18 protein-coding genes and 1 pseudogene are annotated in these 18,654 nt (G+C 68.1%); 8 read left to right on the forward strand and 11 right to left on the reverse strand.

What is annotated here, in order from left to right; genetic code table 11:
* Position 1: 1 nt before the first annotated feature.
* From CEX87_RS21250 to glnX, 3 genes are all read right to left on the reverse strand, one after another.
* Positions 2-2,263, reverse strand: coding sequence for a serine/threonine-protein kinase PknG (locus CEX87_RS21250; RefSeq protein ID WP_094289012.1), 2,262 nt, complete (start codon positions 2,261-2,263; stop codon positions 2-4).
* Positions 2,263-3,207, reverse strand: a complete 945-nt coding sequence (locus tag CEX87_RS21255) for a glutamate ABC transporter substrate-binding protein (protein WP_064399868.1) — start codon at positions 3,205-3,207, stop codon at positions 2,263-2,265. The genes CEX87_RS21250 and CEX87_RS21255 overlap by 1 nt, the downstream gene beginning before the upstream one ends.
* Positions 3,208-3,284: 77 nt before the next feature.
* Positions 3,285-4,604 carry a protein kinase G-activating protein GlnX gene (gene glnX, locus CEX87_RS21260; RefSeq protein ID WP_064399792.1) on the reverse strand — a complete coding sequence of 440 codons (1,320 nt, stop codon included), beginning with the start codon at positions 4,602-4,604 and terminating at the stop codon, positions 3,285-3,287.
* A gap of 111 nt (positions 4,605-4,715) precedes the next feature.
* Here glnX and CEX87_RS21265 point away from each other — a divergent pair, with 111 nt between their 5' ends.
* Positions 4,716-5,216 (forward strand): NUDIX hydrolase, encoded by a 501-nt coding sequence (locus CEX87_RS21265; RefSeq protein WP_064399791.1) that lies wholly within the window; start codon positions 4,716-4,718, stop codon positions 5,214-5,216.
* On the opposite strand, the gene thiE is transcribed toward CEX87_RS21265, so the two are convergent.
* The gene (gene thiE / locus CEX87_RS21270; protein ID WP_064399790.1) at positions 5,200-5,871 is read right to left on the reverse strand and encodes a thiamine phosphate synthase; all 672 of its coding nucleotides are present in this window, start codon (positions 5,869-5,871) and stop codon (positions 5,200-5,202) included. The genes CEX87_RS21265 and thiE overlap by 17 nt on opposite strands.
* Positions 5,872-6,022: 151 nt before the next feature.
* Between thiE and thiO the strand changes: the two genes are divergently transcribed.
* Genes thiO through CEX87_RS21300 form a run of 6 tightly spaced genes read left to right on the forward strand, consistent with a single transcriptional unit; the run spans position 6,023 to position 11,843 of the window.
* Positions 6,023-7,036: a glycine oxidase ThiO gene (gene thiO, locus CEX87_RS21275; RefSeq protein WP_064399867.1), complete on the forward strand. Its 1,014-nt coding sequence runs from the start codon at positions 6,023-6,025 to the stop codon at positions 7,034-7,036.
* Positions 7,037-7,058: 22 nt separating this feature from the next.
* Positions 7,059-7,256 carry a sulfur carrier protein ThiS gene (gene thiS, locus CEX87_RS21280; protein WP_064399789.1) on the forward strand — a complete coding sequence of 66 codons (198 nt, stop codon included), beginning with the start codon at positions 7,059-7,061 and terminating at the stop codon, positions 7,254-7,256.
* Entirely contained in the window at positions 7,249-8,040 is a 792-nt protein-coding gene (thiG, locus tag CEX87_RS21285) for a thiazole synthase (protein WP_094289014.1), read from the forward strand. Before thiS ends, thiG begins: the two co-directional genes overlap by 8 nt.
* Positions 8,037-8,810, forward strand: a complete 774-nt coding sequence (locus CEX87_RS21290) for an SGNH/GDSL hydrolase family protein (RefSeq protein ID WP_094289016.1) — start codon at positions 8,037-8,039, stop codon at positions 8,808-8,810. Before thiG ends, CEX87_RS21290 begins: the two co-directional genes overlap by 4 nt.
* Before the next feature lie 28 nt (positions 8,811-8,838).
* Entirely contained in the window at positions 8,839-10,374 is a 1,536-nt protein-coding gene (locus tag CEX87_RS21295; protein ID WP_094289018.1) for a M28 family metallopeptidase, read from the forward strand.
* The gene (locus CEX87_RS21300; RefSeq protein WP_064419986.1) at positions 10,371-11,843 is read left to right on the forward strand and encodes a M28 family peptidase; all 1,473 of its coding nucleotides are present in this window, start codon (positions 10,371-10,373) and stop codon (positions 11,841-11,843) included. The genes CEX87_RS21295 and CEX87_RS21300 overlap by 4 nt, the downstream gene beginning before the upstream one ends.
* Here the strand turns inward: CEX87_RS21300 and CEX87_RS21305 are convergent.
* The 4 genes and pseudogenes from CEX87_RS21305 to CEX87_RS21320 all read right to left on the reverse strand — a co-directional run bounded on the left by CEX87_RS21305 (position 11,797) and on the right by CEX87_RS21320 (position 14,896).
* A pseudogene (locus tag CEX87_RS21305) lies at positions 11,797-13,085 on the reverse strand (uracil-xanthine permease family protein). The gene CEX87_RS21300 and the pseudogene CEX87_RS21305 overlap by 47 nt on opposite strands.
* Positions 13,082-14,302: an APC family permease gene (locus CEX87_RS21310; protein WP_094289020.1), complete on the reverse strand. Its 1,221-nt coding sequence runs from the start codon at positions 14,300-14,302 to the stop codon at positions 13,082-13,084. Before CEX87_RS21310 ends, CEX87_RS21305 begins: the two are co-directional and overlap by 4 nt.
* Before the next feature lie 14 nt (positions 14,303-14,316).
* Entirely contained in the window at positions 14,317-14,658 is a 342-nt protein-coding gene (locus CEX87_RS21315) for a hypothetical protein (RefSeq protein WP_064419985.1), read from the reverse strand.
* 13 nt (positions 14,659-14,671) lie between these two features.
* Positions 14,672-14,896: a hypothetical protein gene (locus tag CEX87_RS21320; protein WP_064419984.1), complete on the reverse strand. Its 225-nt coding sequence runs from the start codon at positions 14,894-14,896 to the stop codon at positions 14,672-14,674.
* Positions 14,897-15,000: 104 nt separating this feature from the next.
* Here CEX87_RS21320 and CEX87_RS21325 point away from each other — a divergent pair, with 104 nt between their 5' ends.
* Positions 15,001-16,242, forward strand: coding sequence for a TetR/AcrR family transcriptional regulator (locus CEX87_RS21325; protein WP_094289038.1), 1,242 nt, complete (start codon positions 15,001-15,003; stop codon positions 16,240-16,242).
* On the opposite strand, the gene CEX87_RS21330 is transcribed toward CEX87_RS21325, so the two are convergent.
* From CEX87_RS21330 to CEX87_RS21340, 3 genes are read right to left on the reverse strand one after another with little or no spacing between them, the layout of a single operon-like run.
* Entirely contained in the window at positions 16,209-16,487 is a 279-nt protein-coding gene (locus CEX87_RS21330) for a hypothetical protein (protein ID WP_064419983.1), read from the reverse strand. The two genes, CEX87_RS21325 and CEX87_RS21330, sit on opposite strands and share 34 nt — an antisense overlap.
* 19 nt (positions 16,488-16,506) lie before the next feature.
* Positions 16,507-17,994: a flavin-containing monooxygenase gene (locus CEX87_RS21335; protein ID WP_094289022.1), complete on the reverse strand. Its 1,488-nt coding sequence runs from the start codon at positions 17,992-17,994 to the stop codon at positions 16,507-16,509.
* 42 nt (positions 17,995-18,036) lie between these two features.
* Positions 18,037-18,651, reverse strand: coding sequence for a DUF4190 domain-containing protein (locus tag CEX87_RS21340; protein ID WP_094289024.1), 615 nt, complete (start codon positions 18,649-18,651; stop codon positions 18,037-18,039).
* Positions 18,652-18,654: the final 3 nt, after the last annotated feature.

The raw sequence follows: 18,654 nt of genomic DNA on the forward strand, positions 1-18,654 counted from the left end.
GCTAGAACGTGCTCGTCGGGCGGACGCTGTTGGCCAAATCCACGAGCGCGTAGCGGTGCGCCTGGGTCGGGGCCACCCGCGCAAGAGCGCGCAGCGAGGCCTCCACGCCCAGCTGCAATCCGTGTTCGGTGAACGGGAACCCGAGGATGTGATTGGTGCTGGCGGTGTTGTCGGCCAGCCAATCCAATGCGGTGCCCAGCACCAGCGCGCGGATCTGCAGCACCCGCGGCTCGGTGTCGGGCAGCGCTTCGACGCGCCGTGCGGCATCCCGGATCTGCTGTTCGGTGATCTCGCTCGACGAGCGACCGGACAGCAATGTGACTGCGCTGGTCAACCGGGCCGTCGTGAAGTGCCGCGACATCGCGGGCACCTTGTCCAGGGTCTTCACCGCATCGTCGCGCTCGCCTGCGGCCGACTGGGCGCGGGCCATCCCGAACCCCGCCGAGATCACCCCGTTGTCGGTCGACCACACGGTGTTGTAGAACTTGCCCGCGTCAGGGGCGCCTGCCAACTCGGCGGTGGCGGCCAAGGCCAGTTTGGGTGCCAGCTCGCCGGGCATCGTGTCGAGCACCTCGGTGAAATGCTTTGTCGCGGAGTCATAACCGGCGGTCAGCAGCTCGGACACGGCCTTGAACCAGACGAGCCGCCACGGCCAGCCCACCCGCTCAGTGAGGTCGTCGAGCTTGCGCGTGGCCTTGGCCACGTCGCCGAGGTCGAGCAGCGCGCGCACTTCCATCAGCGGCAGTTCGACCGAGTCCGACAGGTCGATGCCTTCGGAGTCCAGCGCCCCGTGCCTGGCCGCGCGCAGCTGGTCGAGGGTCTGTACGGGCTGGCTCACCACGCTTGCCGACAGCACAGGCGCACCGACGTCGGTCGGGTCGACCAGGGGTACGGGTAGCGCCCTGACGATCTCCTGGGCGGTCAGCCGTTCGGAGTGCACCTGTCCGTCGAGGTAGACGTCGGTGTGCGCGACCAGAAGATCGATGCCGAACGTGGACCGGGTGGGCGAAAACACCGTGGACAGACCGGGTTTGGGTGACCCGGTGTCTTTCGCCACGACTTCGCGCAGCACGCCGAGCAGCTGTCCGGACATCTCGTCGGCGCTGCCGAACCGCCGCCGAGGATCCGGGTCGATGGCCCGGCGCAGCGCCCGGCCGAACGAGTCGTACTCGGCCAGGACCGGATCGTCCTCGGGCAACCCGTCGACGTAGCGGCCCCTGCGCGTGCGCAGGTTCAGCGTCAGCGCCGCGAGCGTGCGCCCGACGGTGTAGATGTCGGTGGCCACGGTCGGCCCCGTCCGCACGATCTCGGGAGCCTGGTATCCCGGGGTTCCGTAGAGATAGCCGAACGAGTTGATGGTCGACACCGCACCGAGGTCGATCAGCTTGAGCTGTTCCTCGGTGATCATGATGTTCTCGGGCTTGAGGTCGTTGTAGGTCAGGCCGAGCGAGTGTAGATAGCCAAGTGCAGGCAGGATTTCGAGCATGTACCCGATGGCCTGGGCGACCGGCAGCTTCTCACCCTTGGCCTGCTTGAGCGACGTGCCGCCGACGTACTCCATCACGATGTAGCCGACCGGGTTGCCGTGCTGGTCGGCGTGTTCGACGAAGTTGTAGATCTTCACGATCCCGGGATGGGTGACCTCGGCCAGGAACTGGCGCTCGGCCATCGCGATCTTCTGCGCCTCGGCGTCACCGGAATGCACCAAGCCCTTGAGCACGACGGGCCGTTCGTTGACGTTGTGGTCGAAAGCCAGATAGACCCAGCCAAGGCCGCCGTGCGCGATACAGCCCTTGATCTCGTACTGGTCGGCGACCATGTCACCCGGATTCAGCTGCGGCAGAAACGAATACGGGCTGCCGCAGTGCGGGCACCAGCCTTCCGACCGGGCGGGCTTGCCATCGCCGGAACGGCCGACGGGGCGCCCGCAGTTCCAACAGAACCGCTTGTTCTCCGCGACCACCGGGTTGGTCATCAGCGCGTCTAGCGGGTCCTTGGCCCGCACCCGCGGGATCTCGACCAGCCCGCCGCCCAGGCGGCGCGTCCGCGACAACGCCCGCGTCGTGGTGGTGGTCTGCTCCTGCGGCTCGGTGTCCCCGGTGCCCACCGACTCGCCGTCGTCGTCCTCGAGGTGGGGCCGGAACACCGCCTCGGTCGCCATCGGGCGGATGGTCGAGGCGGAATCCATGCTCATGTCGTCGAAGCTTGCCGGCTGAGTGCCCGGGCTCTCTTCGTCGTAGTCATCCAGCTGGGTTTCGGACATCAGTCGTAATACCTCGCGACCGGAGGAGCCGGCGCCGGCCCGAGCACTGTCAACCATTTGCGGTACAACGTGTTCCAGGTGCCGTCGCGGCGGATCCGCTCCAGCGTGCCGTTGACGTACCGGACCAGGCCGGTGTTCTGCCGGTTGACCCCGATGCCGTAGGGCTCCTCGTTGAGGCTCGGTCCGACGATGTGCAGGTACGGATCCTGTGACACCAAGCCGGCGAGGATCGAGTCGTCGGTGCTGACGGCGTCGACCTGCCGCTGCTGCAACGCCACCAGGCAGTCGGCCCACGCGACCACCCCGACGATGATCGGCGGCGGCGTGATCTGGCGGATCCGCTCCAGCGATGTCGTGCCCTTCGCGACGCAGACGCGGCGTCCCGAAAGGTCCGACGCCTGCCGGATCGTCGAGTCGCGCGGCGCCAGGATGCGTTGATTGGCGGTCAGATACGTCGTCGAGAACCCGATCAGCTTCTTGCGTTCGCACGTGATGGTCATGGTCTTGACGACGACGTCGACCTGATTGTTCTGCAACGCCGCGATGCGGTCCGCCGACGACAGGATGCGGTACTCCACCTGCGACGGGGTTCCGAAGATGTCGCGGGCGATCTCACCGGCGATGTCGACGTCGAACCCGGTGATCTGCCCGGTGATCGGGTCCCGGAACGAGAACAGGTTGCTGCCGATGTCCAACCCGACGATCAGCCGCCCGCGCGCTCGGATGTTCGCGACGGCCCTGTCGGCCTCGGCCCGGTTGGGGAACGGGCGAAGGCTCGCCGTGCGCTCACAGTCCTCGGTGTTGTCGCCGGGCGGGTGCACCGGCTGCGGCGGCAACTCCTCCATACCTGCCGGCGTGGGCGGTGGAAGCGTCACACCCGGTGTGGAAGTCACCGACGTCGCCTGTCCGCATCCGGTGAGCACCAGCGCGGCGGCCACGAGCATGCCGAAGAACTTCGTCACCGGCTGTCTGTTCTTCGCGCAAGCGTCCCCCTGCGCTTCGCACGGGCGGTACCCCCACATCACCGGTACTCACTCAGCCTCGGCCACAACCCCAGCGCCACCGCGACCGCCGCGACGACGCTGAGTACCGCGGCGCCGACGGTCGCACCCGACAGCACCCGGTGTGCGTTGATGATGTCGTCGCGGAGTTGCTTACGGCTCTCTTCGATGCCCTGGCTCAACGCCTCGTCGAGCTTGTTGAACGCCGGCGTCGAGTCGTCTGCCCCGGTGCCCAGCGCCACCTGCGTGGCGGCCTGATAGTTGCCGACGCTGATATAGGCGTTGATCCGGTCGTCGGCGGCGCGCCAGCGCTTCAACAACTGCTCGGCCTCGGCGAGGTCGGTCTTGTCGATGGCGTCCTCACGGGCCAGGTAATCGGCGAGCTGCTGCTGCATCATGTCGATGCGCTGGTAGTACGACTGTTTACGCACCGTCTCGTCGCCGCGCCGGATCAGCGACAGCGTCTCGTCGGCGCGGGCCTGCTGCGCAGTGATAGCCAGGTTCGTCACCGTCTTCAACGACTCGGCGGCCGTGTCCTTGGCGCTGCGGCTGTCGGAGGTCGAGATGACCAGGGCCGTGCCCACCCAGATCAGCATGGTCAGAACGGCGAGACCGCCCGCGACGAAGCCGATGTTGATCCGCCTGCGCGTGCGCCTGGCCAGCCAACGGTTGGCGAACACCCCGAACAGCAGGGTCGCCAGGACCACCAGGATCACCGGGCCGGGGATCCGGGTGGACGCGCTGGTCTCGGCGTCCACTCGCTGTGAGGTCTCCTCGTAGAGCCGTTGGGCCCCGGGCAGGATCTGCGTCTGCATCAACGCCGACGCTTCCGACAGGTACGACGAACCCACCGGGTTGCCCGAACGGTTGTTGGTACGGGCGGTCTCGACCAAGCCCGTGTACACCGACAACTCCGCGTTGATGCGGCCGAGCAACTGCACTAGATCCTCGTCGGTCAGCCCGCTCGACGCCCGAGTCACGGCCACCGACGCGTCCGTGATCGCCTGTTCGTACCGTTGCCGGACGTCGCGCGGTTCCGCTCCGGCGATGAAGGCGGTGGCCGCCGCTGCGTCGGCCACCGAAAGCGTGGTGTAGAGCTGCCCGGCGGCAAAGGACAGCGGCTCGGTGTGGTTGAGCACCGTCATCAGCGCCTGCTGCCGGTCGTTGATCGTCGTCGAGGTGGCGAACGCGCTGGCGATGACGAGCGCGGACAGCACGACCCCGATGGTCAAGATGCGGCCGGGCGTGGTCCACAGGAACCACCAGCGTTGTTGTGCGGGCGTCGACGGCGACCGCGAAGCGAGCGGCTCCGTCGACGGGTGCGCCAACTCCACAGTCACGTGCGCGCGGACCTCATCAGCATCGCTTTCCAGCTCGTCGTTTCGACCGGTCCCACTCTATGAAAGAAGTCTAAGAGTTTCCGGCAGGCAGGGCGGCCCTATTGTTGAGGCGTGCGTGGCGACGGTGACGGATGGGTGGTTTCCCAAGGCCAGGCCTACTGGGGTAGGTACGGCGCGGCCGGTCTGCTGCTGCGGGCCCCCGGGCGCGACGGCGCGCCGATGGTGCTGCTCCAACACCGGGCGGCCTGGAGCCACCAGGGCGACACCTGGGGTCTGCCCGGTGGCGCGCGCGACAGCCACGAGACCCCGGAGCAGGCGGCCATCCGGGAGGCCCACGAGGAAGCGGGGCTGCCCGCCGAGCAGTTGACCGTGCGCAAGGTGGTGGAGACCAAGATCGTCACCGGCGACGGGGTCAGCTGGAGCTACAGCACGGTCATCGCCGACGCCCAGGAAATGCTGCACACCGTGCCGAACCGGGAGAGCGCCGAGTTGCGCTGGGTGGCCGTCGACGACGTCGCGACGCTGCCCCTGCACCCTGGATTCGCCGCCAGCTGGCAGCGGTTGCGCGACGAGTTCGCCTCGATTCCGCTCCTGGTCAACCGGCAGCTCTGAGCGCGGCCTTCAACTGTGCGGCCGCGGCCCGCGGGTCCTCGGCCGCGGTGATCGCCCGCACCACGACGACGCGCCGCGCGCCGGCCGCCAGCACCTGCGGCACCCGGTCGGCGTCGATTCCCCCGATCGCGAACCACGGCTTGTCGCTGTTCAATTCGGCGGTGTGCCGGACCAGGTCCAGCCCGGGCGCCGGGCGGCCCGGCTTGGTCGGGGTGGGCCAGCACGGGCCGACGCAGAAATAGTCGACGGCCTCGTCGACCGCCGCCGCGACCTGGTCCGCGTCGTGGGTGGAGCGCCCGATCACCGGCGTCTCACCGACGATGCCGCGCGCCACCTCCAGCGGAAGGTCGTCCTGGCCCAGATGAAGCACGTCGGTGCCGGCGGCCAGCGCGATGTCGGCGCGGTCGTTGACGGCCAGCAGCGCGTTGTGGCGGCGGGCCGCGTCGGCGAGTACCTCGAGAGCCTCGAGTTCCTGACGCGCCTCCAAGGGGCCGAACCGCTGTTCGCCCGGCGAACCCTTGTCGCGCAGTTGGATGAGGTCGACCCCGCCGGCCAGCGCGGCGTCGGAGAACTCCGCGAGGTCACCGCGCTCGCGCCGGGCGTCGGTGCACAGGTACAGCGACGCGCTGGCCAGGCGTTCTCGAGGTTGGTGCACACCGCGACGCTAGCGGCTCGTCGTTGGGGGCCTAACCAGCGGGTACTGTGGGTTGACGAACGCGGGAGTCCCGGGAGCGGGGACTGAGAGTGGGCATTCGAACCTGCCTTTACCGTCGCACCTGATCCGGGTCATGCCGGCGAAGGGAGGGATGTTGACCAAAGCAAGCCTGGCCGTGATCGGCGGCGGCGTCATCGGGCTGGCCGTCGCCCGGCGCGCCCGCAGCGACGGCTGGGACGTGCGGGTGCACCGCACCGACGAGCGCGGTGCGTCGTGGGTCGCGGGCGGCATGCTCGCACCCCACAGCGAGGGCTGGCCCGGCGAGGAGAAGCTGTTGCAGCTCGGCCTGGAGTCGTTGCACCTGTGGCACGGCGGCTTCCTCGACGGGCTGCCCGACGAGGTGGTCACCGCGCGCGAATCACTGGTGGTCGCCGTCGACCGCGCCGATGCGAGCGACCTCAAAACGGTGGGCGAGTGGCTTGCGGCTCAAGGGCATCCGGTGACGGTGACGACGTCGGCGCGCGACATAGAACCGCTGCTCGCCCAGGGCATCCGGCACGGATTCCAAGCCGAAACCGAACTGGCCGTTGACAACCGGCTGCTGGTGCGAGCGTTGGCCGCGCTGTGTGAAGGGCTCGGCGTGCAGTGGGCACCCCCCGTGTCCGACCTCGCCGAGGTGAAGGCCGACGCCGTCGTGATCGCGAACGGTATCGACGCCCCGACGCTGTGGCCCGACCTGCCGATCCGGCCGGTCAAGGGTGAGGTGTTGCGGTTGCGGTGGCGCCGCGGTTGCATGCCGGTGCCCCAGCGGGTCATTCGGGCCAGGGTGCACGGCAGGCAGGTATACCTGGTGCCGCGGGCCGACGGGGTCGTCGTCGGTGCGACGCAATACGAACACGGCCGCGACACCGCGCCCGCGGTGACGGGGGTGCGGGAACTGCTCGATGACGCCTGCGCGGTGATGCCCTCGCTGGGCGAGTACGAGCTCGCCGAATGCGCTGCGGGCCTGCGGCCGATGACGCCGGATGGATTACCGCTCGTCGAACGTCTCGACGAGCGCACACTGGTCGCGGCGGGCCACGGGCGCAACGGATTTCTTCTCGCCCCATGGACGGCCGAACGGATCGCGGCCGAACTCGATGTCACGATTGGAGCAATCAAATGACGCGCACGCGAGGAGCAATCAAATGAAGGTACTGGTCAACGACGAAGCGGTGGAAGTGGACGCCTCGACGACGGTCGCCGCGCTGCTGGCGCGTCTCGGCTTTCCGGAGAAGGGCATCGCCGTCGCGGTGGACTGGTCGGTGCTGCCGAAATCGGACTGGGACACCGCGCTGTCGGACGGTGCTCGCGTGGAGGTGGTGACGGCGGTGCAGGGTGGCTAGCCCCGAAACCCTTCACGCGAGCGGAGCATCGGTCACGAAGTTGACCATCGCCGGCCGCGAGTTCGGTTCGCGGCTCATCCTGGGCACCGGAGGCGCGGCGAATCTGGCCGTGCTCGAAGAGGCGCTTGTCGCATCGGGCACCGAGTTGACGACGGTGGCGATGCGGCGCGTCGACGCCGACGGCGGCACCGGCGTGCTCGAGCTGCTCAACCGGCTGGGCATCACCCCCTTGCCGAACACCGCGGGCTGCCGGGGCGCGGCCGAGGCGGTGATGACCGCACAACTGGCTCGCGAGGCGCTGCACACCGACTGGGTGAAGCTGGAAGTCATCGCCGACGAGCGCACGCTGCTGCCCGATGCCGTCGAACTGGTAAGGGCGGCCGAACAATTGGTCGACGACGGTTTCACGGTCCTGCCGTACACCAACGACGATCCGGTGCTCGCGCGACGGCTCGAGGACATCGGGTGCGCGGCGGTGATGCCGCTGGGATCGCCGATCGGAACGGGACTGGGAATCGCCAACCCGCACAACATCGAGATGATCGTCGACGCCGCTTCGGTGCCGGTGGTGCTCGATGCGGGTATCGGCACCGCCAGTGACGCCGCGATGGCGATGGAGTTGGGGTGCGACGCCGTGCTTTTGGCCACGGCCGTGACCCGCGCCGCCGACCCGCCGACCATGGCGGCGGCGATGGCCGCTGCGGTCACCGCGGGACGGCTGGCTCGACAGGCCGGCCGCATCCCGAAGCGGTTCTGGGCGCAGGCGTCCAGCCCATCTCGATGAGACGCTATGTCGCACTGGGCAGTTCGATGGCGGCCGGTCCAGGGATCAGACCGCGCGCCGACGGCGCACCCTGGCCCGCCGGTCGCTCGGCGCGCAACTATCCGCATCTGGTAGCCGCGAAGCTGGGCCTCGACCTCGTCGACGTGACCTACTCGGGCGCGACCACCGCGAACATCCTGCGCGAACCGCAACACGGTGCGCCGCCCCAGATCTCGGCTCTTACCGGATCCGAGAACCTGGTGACGGTGACCATCGGCGGCAACGACGTCGGTTATGTGCCGATGCTGTTCGCGGCGGGCCTGCCACGCGTTGCCCGCAAGCTCCCGCTACTGGGTACGGTCTTACGCGGACAGCTGGATCCGCGGGCGCGCGATGACGCGCTGGCGCAGGTCGCTGCGGCCCTCGAGGAGGTCGGCGAGACGGTGCGTTCCCGCTCACCTCGCGCGACGGTGCTGTTCGTCGACTACCTCACGCTGCTACCACCGCCGGGTGTGCCCGCACCACCGTTGTCCGACACCGACGTGGCGACCGGCCGCCACGTCGCGGACACGCTGGAACGGCTCACCGCGGAGGCGGCCGCGGCCACCGGCTGCGGCCTCGTGCGGGCCGCCGAGCACAGCGCTGCGCATCATGCGTGGTCGGCCGAACCGTGGACGACCCGGTTCGGGCTGACCGACTTGGTGAGACCGGGAAGGCCCGCACCCCTGCACCCCAATGCGGCGGGCATGCGCGCCGTGGCCGATCTGATCGTCGCGCAGCTGACGGGTTAGCGCCCGCGCGGCGCTAACGTAGTGGGCAATGAGCCACACAGAGGTTTCCAAGCTGTCGAAGACAACGAAGACGATCGCCCTCATCTCAGCCGGCGTCGTCGCACTCGGGGGCTGCGGCCGTGACGAGGAGCCCCGACCGGTGGTGCAGCCGCCCACCACTCAGGCGGGGGTGTCGCCGGCCGCCGTGGACTTCGCCAGGTCGCTCGCGCAGCGCACCTCCGCCGACGCCATCTACCAGCATCTGGTCCGGCTGCAGGAGATCGCCGACAGCAACGACGGCAACCGTGCCCTTGGCACCGCTGGCTACGACGCCAGCGTCGACTACGTCGCTAACACCCTGCGCGACAAGGGCTTCGACGTGCAGACACCCGAGTTCGAGGTGCGGCTGCCGTTCGCCGACGAACCGGCGCTGACCGTCGGCGGCGACGCGGTCAAGGCCAGACCGTTGAACTTCACGATCGGCACACCGCCGGGCGGGGTGTCGGGCCCGCTTGTGCTCGCCCGCGTCGAGGACTCCCCGGGCTGCACAGTCTCCGACTACGACGGCTTGCCCGTCGAGGGCGCCGTCGTGCTCGTCGACCGTGGCAAGTGTCAGTTCTCCGAGAAGGAGGAGGCCGCCGCCGAACGCGGCGCGGTGGCTCTGCTCGTCGCCAACAGCGAGGACAACGACGAGATGGGCGGCACCCTCGGCGAGGACACGGAGGCGACGATCCCGGTCGTCAGCATCACCAAGGCGGAGGGCGATCGGCTACGGGCCGAACCGGGAGACGTCACCCTCAAGCTGAATGCGGGTGTGCGCAAGGAGCGGACCCGCAACGTCATCGCCCAGACCCGAACGGGCGACACCGCAAACGTCGTGATGGCCGGTGCGCATCTGGACAGCGTCCCGGAGGGGCCGGGCATCAACGACAACGCGTCCGGTGTGGCGGCCGTGCTCGAGTCCGCAGTCCAGTTGGGCGGTTCCCCCGACGTTCGCAACGCGGTACGGTTCGGTTTCTGGGGTGCGGAGGAGGTCGGGTTGTTCGGATCGAACAACTATCTGGAGTCGCTGGATGTCGATGCCCTCAAGGACATCTCGCTCTATCTGAACTTCGACATGGTGGGCTCTCCGAACCCCGGCTACTTCACTTACGACGGGAATCAGTCCCTCCCGCCCGGCGAGGAGGGCGCGATCGCCCGGGTGCCGGAAGGGGCCGCGGGCGTGGAACGCACGCTGGTGGACTACCTCGACGCGGCCGGAAAACCGGCCGAGGACACCAGTTTCGACGGTCGCTCCGACTACGACGCATTCACCCTGGCCGGCATCCCGGCCGGTGGCACCTTCTCGGGCGCCGAGGCCAAGATGACGCCCGAACAAGCCGAGCGGTGGGGCGGTGAGGCGGGTCAGCCGTTCGATCCCAACTACCACAAGGAATCGGACACTCTGGAGCACATCGACCGCACCGCACTGGGCATTCACGGGGCGGGCGTGTCCTACGCCGTCGGCATCTACGCCCAGGACCAGGGCGGGCCCAACGGAATCCCCACGCGCGATCTGCGCGTCCGTCACCCGCTCGCATCATGAAGAGATGGGCGGCGGGCACGGGAGCCGTGGTCGGAGTCGTCATTGGGGTCGTCGCAGCCATGACCTCGTGCTCGTCGCCGGAGCCGGCGTCGCCGTCGCCACAGGAGATGGCGGACAAGGTCAGCGCCGACGCGATGTTCACCCATCTGCAGAAACTGCAGCAGATCGCCGACACCAACGGCGGTAACCGCGCCAACGGCAAACCCGGATACGACGCCACCGTCGACTACGTCGCACAGTTCCTGCGTGACAAGGGATTCGACGTCCAGACCCCTGAGTTCGAGCTGCTCGACCGCAGTGTCGGCGGCAATCCGTCGATGCGGGTGAGCGGGCGCGAATATCCGGTAGACCAGGCCTCCCTGCTGATCACCACGCCGCGCGGCGGGCTGAACGCCGTGACGCTTCGCCCGGCGAAGCCCGCCGGTTGCCGGACCGCCGACTACGACGGCACCTCGGTGCGGGGCGCGATCGCCATCGTCGACGACACGGGCTGCTCGGTGGTCACCAAACAGAACGCGGCCGTGTCCGAGGGCGCCGTCGGCCTGCTCGTGGTCAGCTCGCCCGGCGGCGGCGGGAGCCCGGCGGGCCTGTTCACGCCCGGCTACTACCAGGACCTGACCGTTCCCGTCGGGGTCATCGGCCGCGAAGCCGACGCCGCCCTGCGGCGGACCTCGGCGCCGGTACGCCTCGTGCTCGACCGTAAGCCGGTCATGAAGAAGACCCGAAACCTCGTGGCGCAGACCAAGACCGGGGACGCCCGTAACGTCGTGCTGGCGGGTGCGCACCTGGACAGCTCGGCAGCCAGCCCCGGGGTGAACGACGACGGGACGGGTATCGCGGCGCTGCTGGAGACCGCTGCGACACTGGGTCCGCAGCCACCGGTCACCAACGCCGTGCGCTTCGTTTTCTGGGCCTCCGAGGAGAACGGGCTGGCCGGACCGACCAGGTATGTGCAAGGGCTCTCGCCCGACGAACTCCGCGACATCGCACTGTATCTGGGCTTCGACATGCTCGGTTCACCGAATGCCGGCTACTTCACCTACGACGGTGACCAGTCCGCTACGCCCAACCCGGCCATCCCCGCGCGGTCGGTGCCCGCGGGTTCGGCCGGTATCGAGCGGATGCTGGCCGGCTATCTCAACACGGCCGGCGTGCGGCCCGCGGACATGCCGCTGAGCGAATTCACCGACTACTACCCGTTTCTCGCTGCCGGGGTGCCGGTCGGCGGCCTGACAGCCGGTTCGTCGCAACGTAAGAGCGAGATACAGGCTCGGCTTTGGGGTGGGCGGGCAGGTGTCCCGTTCGACCCGAACTACCGCACCAAGCGCGACACCGTGGAGAACGTCAACCGCGACGCGCTGTCGGTCCTGGGGCCTGCGGTCACCTACGCCGTGGCGACCTACGCGCGGTCGGTCGACGGGGTCAACGGTGTTCCGCCCCGGGACCAACGGCAGCGGGCCGCTCGCTAGCCTGCCGGAATCCCAACAGCCGCATGCCGTGGTAGACCGTCAGGGCCGCTATCGAACCCAGCGCGATTCCGGTGAAGGTCAAGGTGCCTGCGTGCCAAGTGAAGTCGGCGATGCCGATGATCAGCGGGATGGCCGCGGTCATCTGATTGACCGGCCGGGAGAAGTCGACCCGGTTGGTCAGCCAGATCCGGACTCCCAGCACCCCGACCAGGCCGTAGAGCACCACCGTCGCCCCACCGAGCACGCCGGCGGGTATCGCCGAGATCGCCGCGCCGACCTTCGGGCACAGCGAGAGCAGGATCGCCACGGCGCCCGCAACCCAGTACGCCGCAGTGGAATACACCCGCGTCGCCGCCATCACGCCGATGTTCTCCGCGTATGTGGTGGTCGCAGAGCCGCCACCGAAACCGGCCAGCGTGGTGGCCACACCGTCGGCGGCCAGTGCCCGGCCCATCACCGGGTCGACATCGGTGGCGGTCATCTGGCCGACCGATTTAACGTGCCCGATGTTCTCGGCGACCAGGGCGATCACGGCGGGAAGAAACATCGGCAACACCGCGACGGTGAACGTCGGCGCCTGGAACTCCGGCAGCCCGAGCCACGGAGCGGCGGCGATCGGTGCGGTGTCGATCTCACCGAGAACCAGCGCGAGCAGGTATCCCACAAAGACGGCCAGGAAGATGGCCAGCCGGCCGATGATGCCGCGGAAGAACGCCAGCGTCGCCACCAGAAGCACCAGGGTGACGAGGCCGACCACCGGACCCTGTTCGAAGTTCGCCTTGGCCGAGGGCGCCAGGTTGAAGCCGATCAGCGCGACGATCGCGCCGGTGACCACCGGGGGAAGTGTCACGTCGAGCCAGTGCGTGCCCACCAGATGGACCAGGCCGCCGATCACCACCAGCGCAAGACCGACCGCCACGAGTCCGCCGAGGGCGCTTCCCGTTCCATGCGAGGCGACCGCCGCGGTGACCGGTGCGATCACCGAGAAGCTCGAACCCAGGTAGCTGGGCAGCCGATTGCCGGTGATGAGCAGGAACAGCACCGTCCCGACGCCCGAGAACAACAGCGTCGTCGCCGGTGGGAAGCCGGTGAGGACGGGGACCAGGAAGGTGGCGCCGAACATGGCCACGACGTGCTGAGCGCCGAGCCCGATCGTCCGCCCCAGCCAAGACGTTCATCGGGTGCGACGACGAAGTCATCGCCGGGGTCGGCGTCGACGCGCTTCCAGCTCAGCTCGATCACGGTCTAAGACGGTAAGCGAGCACGCCCGCGAGCACCACGCAAGCGCCGGCCAGGACCGACGGCCCCGGAAGCAGCAAGGCCAGCACCACACAACCCGCCAGCCCGACCGCCGGGACCGTTCGGCGACCGAGGGTCCAGGCCGAGGCGTTGGCGATCGCGTAGTAGACGAGGACGGTGAACGACGAGAAGCCGATCGCGGTGCGGACGTCCACGGTGGCGGCGAGCGCGGCCACGACGACGCCGACGACGATCTCGGCGCGGTGTGGGCTGCCGAATCTCGGGTGCACGCGCGACAGCGTGTGCGGCAGGTGGCGGTCGCGCGCCATCGCCAGCGTCGTGCGCGACACCCCGAGGATGAGCGCCAGCAGTGACCCGAGGGCGGCCACCGCGGCGCCGACCCGCACGACGGGCTCCAGTGCTGGGAAGCCAGCCGACGTCACCGCGTCGGCAAGCGGTGCGGCTGCTGAAGCCGTTGCCGCGCTTCCTAATTCGGCGACGACAGCGGCGGCGACAAGGGTGTACACCGTGAGCGTGATGGCCAGAGCCAGCGGTATCGCGCGGGGGATGGTGCGGGTGGGGTCGCGGACCTCTTCGCCCAGCGTCGCGATCCGTGCATAGCCTGCGAACGCGAAGAACAACAGTCCGGCGGCCTGCAGCACGCCGGCGACAGAGACGTCGGCGCCAGGCGACAGGCGGGCCAACTCGACCTCCCCGAAACCGAGGACGGTGACCACCACGGTGCCCAGCACCGCCAGAACCAGGGCGACGATGACGCGGGTCAGCAGCGCTGACTTACGGATGCCCGCGTAGTTCAGTGCGGTCAGTGCGGCGACCGCCCCGACCGCGACGCCACGGGCCGCCTCGGGCCACACGTAGTAGCCGACGGTGAGCGCCATCGCCGCGCACGATGCGGTCTTGCCGACGATGAAACTCCACCCCGCGGTGTAACCCCAGAACCGGCCGAGCCGCTCACGCCCGTAGACGTAGGTGCCGCCGGACTCGGGGTACCGCGCGGCCAGCCAGGCCGACGAGGTGGCGTTGCAGTAGGCCACGGCGGCGGCCACCGCCAACCCGATCAGCAGTCCCGAACCGGCCGCCGCGGCGGCGGGCCCGACGGCGACGAAGATGCCCGCGCCCAGCATCGAACCCAGCCCGATGACGACCGCGTCGAAGGTGCCGAGCCGGCGGGGCAGCGCAGGACCGGCCGGCGTGCTCACGCCGGAATGCTAGATCAGGCGTTGTTGTGGTGCGGATGCAACGACTCGCGGGCGGAGGTCGTCGCCGAGGCGACGAGCGCCACGAGCAGGCCGGCACCGCCGAGCAGCGCCAGCGGTACCGTCCACAGCCGTCGCATCAGCAGCGCCGACTCGCACTGCTCGACGTAGTTCGTGTCGCCGCCGGCCGCGGCCGCCTGGGTCAGGTCGCTGAGGTATCCGGTCCCACATTTGACCTGCCAACCGTACTGGTCGTAACTGTCCAGAAAGACCGGGAAGTTCAGCGCCAACAAGGCGGCGCCCAGTAGGACGGCGGCGATGATCCCGGTCCACGCGAGACGGTGGTGGTGGTCGGACAATGTGTTCCCCCGTTCATGTCATACACACGTCTGCAAACAGCAGCACCGGCCATGAGGCGATCGACCCCAGATACGAAACGACCAGATCGGCGCCGGTCATGCCGTGCAGGTGGTCGGTGTGGGTGGTGGACCAGAACACGCCGACCAGCAGATACGGCGTGCCGAGGACGAGCGCCACCACGATCAACTCACCGATCGTGACCTGAAAGCCCAGAAGCTTGCGGAGCGCGCCGAACACACCATTATGTTAATCGCTATTCTATGCTGTCTGGCAAGTTCGGACCGATGCCGACAGCGGTACTGGACCGGTATGGCGGGGCTCGGTCCGATATCGTGTCTGCCATGTCGCGCACTCGGCCGGCGAGCGGTGACGCGGTCCGGCGCCGGCCGAAAGACCGAAAAGCACAGATCGCCCGGGCATCCGCCGAGGCGTTCAGCACGCTGGGCTTCTACGGCGTGAGCATGGAGTCGATCGCATCGCGGGTGGGGATCTCGGCGGCCGCCCTGTACCGGCACTACGCGAGCAAATACGACCTGTTCCGCGACGCCGTGCTCAATCTGGGCCAGCAGCTGGTAGATGCCACCGCGTTCATCGACGAGGCCGATCTCGAGCACCCCGAATCAGAACTGCGCCGGGTGGCCGCGGCGCTCATCGAGACCGCGATGGCGAACCGGGAGTCGGGCGGACTGTACCGCTGGGAGGGGCGTTATCTGCGCGGCGACGACCAGGCGTCGCTGATCGCGCAGATGCGTACCGTCAACCGCCGCATTCAACGCCCCATCTGTGCCATGCGTCCGGATCTGACCTCCCATCAGCGCTGGACGTTGTCCATCGCGGTCCTGTCGGTCACCGGCAGCGTCGTCGACCACCGGGCGAAGCTGCCCGTCGGCCAGGTGCGGGCGCTGCTGTCCGATCTCGCGACAGCGCTGGCCGCCACCGAGTTGCCCCACGGTGACGACGTCGCCGAGCAGCCGCTCGCACCCGTTACCACCGCCGTCGAGCCGTCGCGATATGAAGCGCTGCTCAACGAATCCATGCGCTTGTTCAACATCAAGGGATACCGCGACACGGGCATGGAGGACATCGCCGCGGCCGTCGGCATGCCCGCGTCGGGGATCTACCGGTACTTCGCGGGCAAGAGCGACATCCTGGCCGCTGTGTTCCGACGGGCGGCCGACCGGCTCTCCGACGAGCTGACCGCGATCACCGCTGCCAACGCCGACCCCGAGGACGCCCTCACCGCGGTCATCGACGCCTACGTGGCCAGGTCGTTCGCACATCCCGAACTCGACTATGTCTACTACTCCGAGCGGCTGCACATGTCGCCGACGGATCAGAAGATCTTGCGAAACATGCAGCGCACCACCGTCGAATCGGTGGTGGAGTTGGTGGTCGCCGTGCGCCCGGAGTGGACGCCGAGCCAAGCCAGGTTCGCCGTGCACGCGGCCATGGCCCTGGTGATCGACCTGGGCCGGTTGATGCGTTACGCGAACTCGCCGAAGAACCGGGCGATTCTGCAGCGGCTGCTGGACGTGACTCTGTTGGGCCGCTACCGGTTACGCGCGACGTTGCCCGCCAAGTAGGCGAGGTAGCCGAGGGTGCCGACGACGGCGAGCTTGCGGGTCTTGCGGGCGGCCAGCCCGAGCCCCAGCGCCGTCTCGATACCGCCGTTGACGTAGATGAACTGGCGGGTGTTGCGTGGGAACGCCTGCACCGTCACCGATTCGAACAGCTCCGGCTTGACGAAGTGGCTGAGGCCGACCCCGGCGAGGCCCAAACCGGCCACCGTGGCCGCGCGCGAACCGCTGCTCGATTCCTGAAGTGACACAGCCGGTGTTCCTCTCTGCTCACGCAATTCGATAGTCGCTCAGAGGATACTGTGACGCCTCTTTGATGGCTCGACGGGTCGCCACCGGCTGCAACAACGTAGCCTCACCGTTGGGGTCGAAATAGTAGGACCGTGAATCCGCGCAGTTGCCTGCCATGAACACCGAGTTACCCATGAGCTTGGTCATCCGGTCGAGGTAGCGAGCGTTGGCTTCCTCGGTGACCTCGAATGTCGTTGCGCCCCGGCGCTTCATCTCGCTGAACAGCCGATTCATGTGCCGCATCTGGTATTCCACCGTGTTGAAGAAATTCAGCCCGAGGAACGCATAGGGGCTCGCCATACTGAGATAGTTGGGGAAGTAGGGCACCGTGACGCCCTGATAAGCCTGAAACCTCGTGTCGCGCCACCACTTACCCAGGTTGCGCCTCTTGCGCCCGATGATCTCGATCGCCGGGATGTTCGCCTCCCACAGATCGAAGCCCGTTGCCAGCACGAGCGTGTCGATCTGGGCCTTCGTTCCGTCGGTCGAGACGACGCCGTCGGGTTCGATGCGCTCGATCCCCGAACTGTGCAGGTGCACATTCGGTTTGGTGAACACCCGGTAGTAGCTGTTGGAGAACGTCGGGCGTTTGCAGCCGAAGTCGTAGTCGGGGGTCAACTGCATCCGCAGCTCGCGATCGCGCACAGAGAAGAACCGGTGCATCTTGGCCACGTCGGACGCCGCAACGTTCAGGCGGCGGAACAGGAGCTGTCGGTGGCGGAGCCCGACGAAAAGGAAGAACTCATAGATGAGATCGGTGACGGCGCGAAGTGCGCGCTGCGTCAAGGGAACCCGGGAGAACAACCGCTTGACGGGCTTGGGAATGGGGAAGTCGAGTCTGGGCACCACCCAGACCGGCGTGCGCTGGTAGACGGTCAGGTCAGCCGCTTTCTTGGCCAGCTCCGGAATCAGCTGCACCGCGGTCGCGCCGGTGCCGATGACCGCCACCCGACGGCCGTCGGGGTCGTAGGTGTTGTCCCAAGCGGCGGTGTGGATGATTTTGCCGGCGAAACTCTCGATACCCGGAATCTCGGGGGTGTTCGGCTGCGACAGGAACCCGGTGGCTGTGATCAGGTAGCGCGCCGACAGCGTCTCGCCACCGGCCAGCGTGACCCGCCACACCTCGGTTTCCTCATCCCAGCACGCGCCTTCGACGAGCGTGTTGAACCGCATGTGCTTACGCACGTCGTACTTGTCGGCGACGTCAGCGGCGTACTGCTTGATCTCGTCACCGGTGGAGTACAGCCGCGACCAGTTCGGGTTGGGCTCGAAGTAATACGAGTAGGTGGTCGTCGGCACATCGACCGCCAACCCGGGGTACCGATTGACGTGCCAGGTGCCGCCCAGGTCGTCCTCACGGTCGAGGATGACGAAGTCCTGATATCCCATCCGCTTGAGCTGGATGGCCGCGCCGATCCCCCCGAAACCTGCGCCCACGATGACGGCGTCGAGTAGTTCCGAAGTCATAGGAAAACGGTACCGCAGCGACCAGGCAGTATCGGGGAGGCGTCAGCCCTTTAGCGAGCCGGTCCGCGGCGGATCGAGCGTCGCAATGCAGGTCACAGCCCGGTCACCCTGCTCCCAGGTTTCGGCCGTGGGATAGAGCACATACAGCTGAACGGAACTGTCCGTCATCGCTTCCGGCGCGTAAGCGGCCAATTCGGGGCTGCACTTCTCGGCGTAGGCGTCGATCGCTGCCTGGCCGGGAAACTCGCCGTCGGGCATCTGCAGGACCGCGAACACCTCACCTGCGTGGGCCTCGTCACATCCGATCGTTTTGACGGTCAGCACCCGGGTGTTGGCAGGAATCTCGGCCAGGCAGTCACCCTCCTTGACGTCGGTCGCGGTCACCGTGCCGTTGCCGATGAGGAAGTACACCAGCAGGGCGACAACGGCCACCGCCGCCCACAGCGCCGACAGCACAAGACCCGCGATCGCCAAGCCGCGGCCGCCCTGGCCCTCCCTGGCTTTCTTCAAGCCGACGATGCCGCAGACGACGCTGATGAGAACACCGCCGAGCAGGCCGAAGACCAGTGAAACGATGGCCCACCAGTTCGTGGGGCGATCTTGGGGCGGCGCGTAATAGGACCCCTGTTGCGCGTATGGGCTGTCGCTTATACACATCCT

Source organism: Mycobacterium lehmannii (genome assembly GCF_002245535.1).
Taxonomy (GTDB): domain Bacteria; phylum Actinomycetota; class Actinomycetes; order Mycobacteriales; family Mycobacteriaceae; genus Mycobacterium; species Mycobacterium lehmannii.

What these genes read in the sequence shown, in the direction of transcription:
- CEX87_RS21250 (WP_094289012.1), bottom strand. Translation starts at nt 2,263, where the DNA reads ATGTCCGAAACCCAGCTGGATGACTACGACGAAGAGAGCCCGGGCACT.
- CEX87_RS21255 (WP_064399868.1), bottom strand. Translation starts at nt 3,207, where the DNA reads ATGCTCGTGGCCGCCGCGCTGGTGCTCACCGGATGCGGACAGGCGACG.
- thiO (WP_064399867.1), top strand. Translation starts at nt 6,023, where the DNA reads ATGTTGACCAAAGCAAGCCTGGCCGTGATCGGCGGCGGCGTCATCGGG.
- thiS (WP_064399789.1), top strand. Translation starts at nt 7,059, where the DNA reads ATGAAGGTACTGGTCAACGACGAAGCGGTGGAAGTGGACGCCTCGACG.
- CEX87_RS21290 (WP_094289016.1), top strand. Translation starts at nt 8,037, where the DNA reads ATGAGACGCTATGTCGCACTGGGCAGTTCGATGGCGGCCGGTCCAGGG.
- CEX87_RS21295 (WP_094289018.1), top strand. Translation starts at nt 8,839, where the DNA reads ATGAGCCACACAGAGGTTTCCAAGCTGTCGAAGACAACGAAGACGATC.
- CEX87_RS21300 (WP_064419986.1), top strand. Translation starts at nt 10,371, where the DNA reads ATGAAGAGATGGGCGGCGGGCACGGGAGCCGTGGTCGGAGTCGTCATT.
- CEX87_RS21325 (WP_094289038.1), top strand. Translation starts at nt 15,001, where the DNA reads ATGTCGCGCACTCGGCCGGCGAGCGGTGACGCGGTCCGGCGCCGGCCG.
- CEX87_RS21335 (WP_094289022.1), bottom strand. Translation starts at nt 17,994, where the DNA reads ATGACTTCGGAACTACTCGACGCCGTCATCGTGGGCGCAGGTTTCGGG.
- CEX87_RS21340 (WP_094289024.1), bottom strand. Translation starts at nt 18,651, where the DNA reads ATGTGTATAAGCGACAGCCCATACGCGCAACAGGGGTCCTATTACGCG.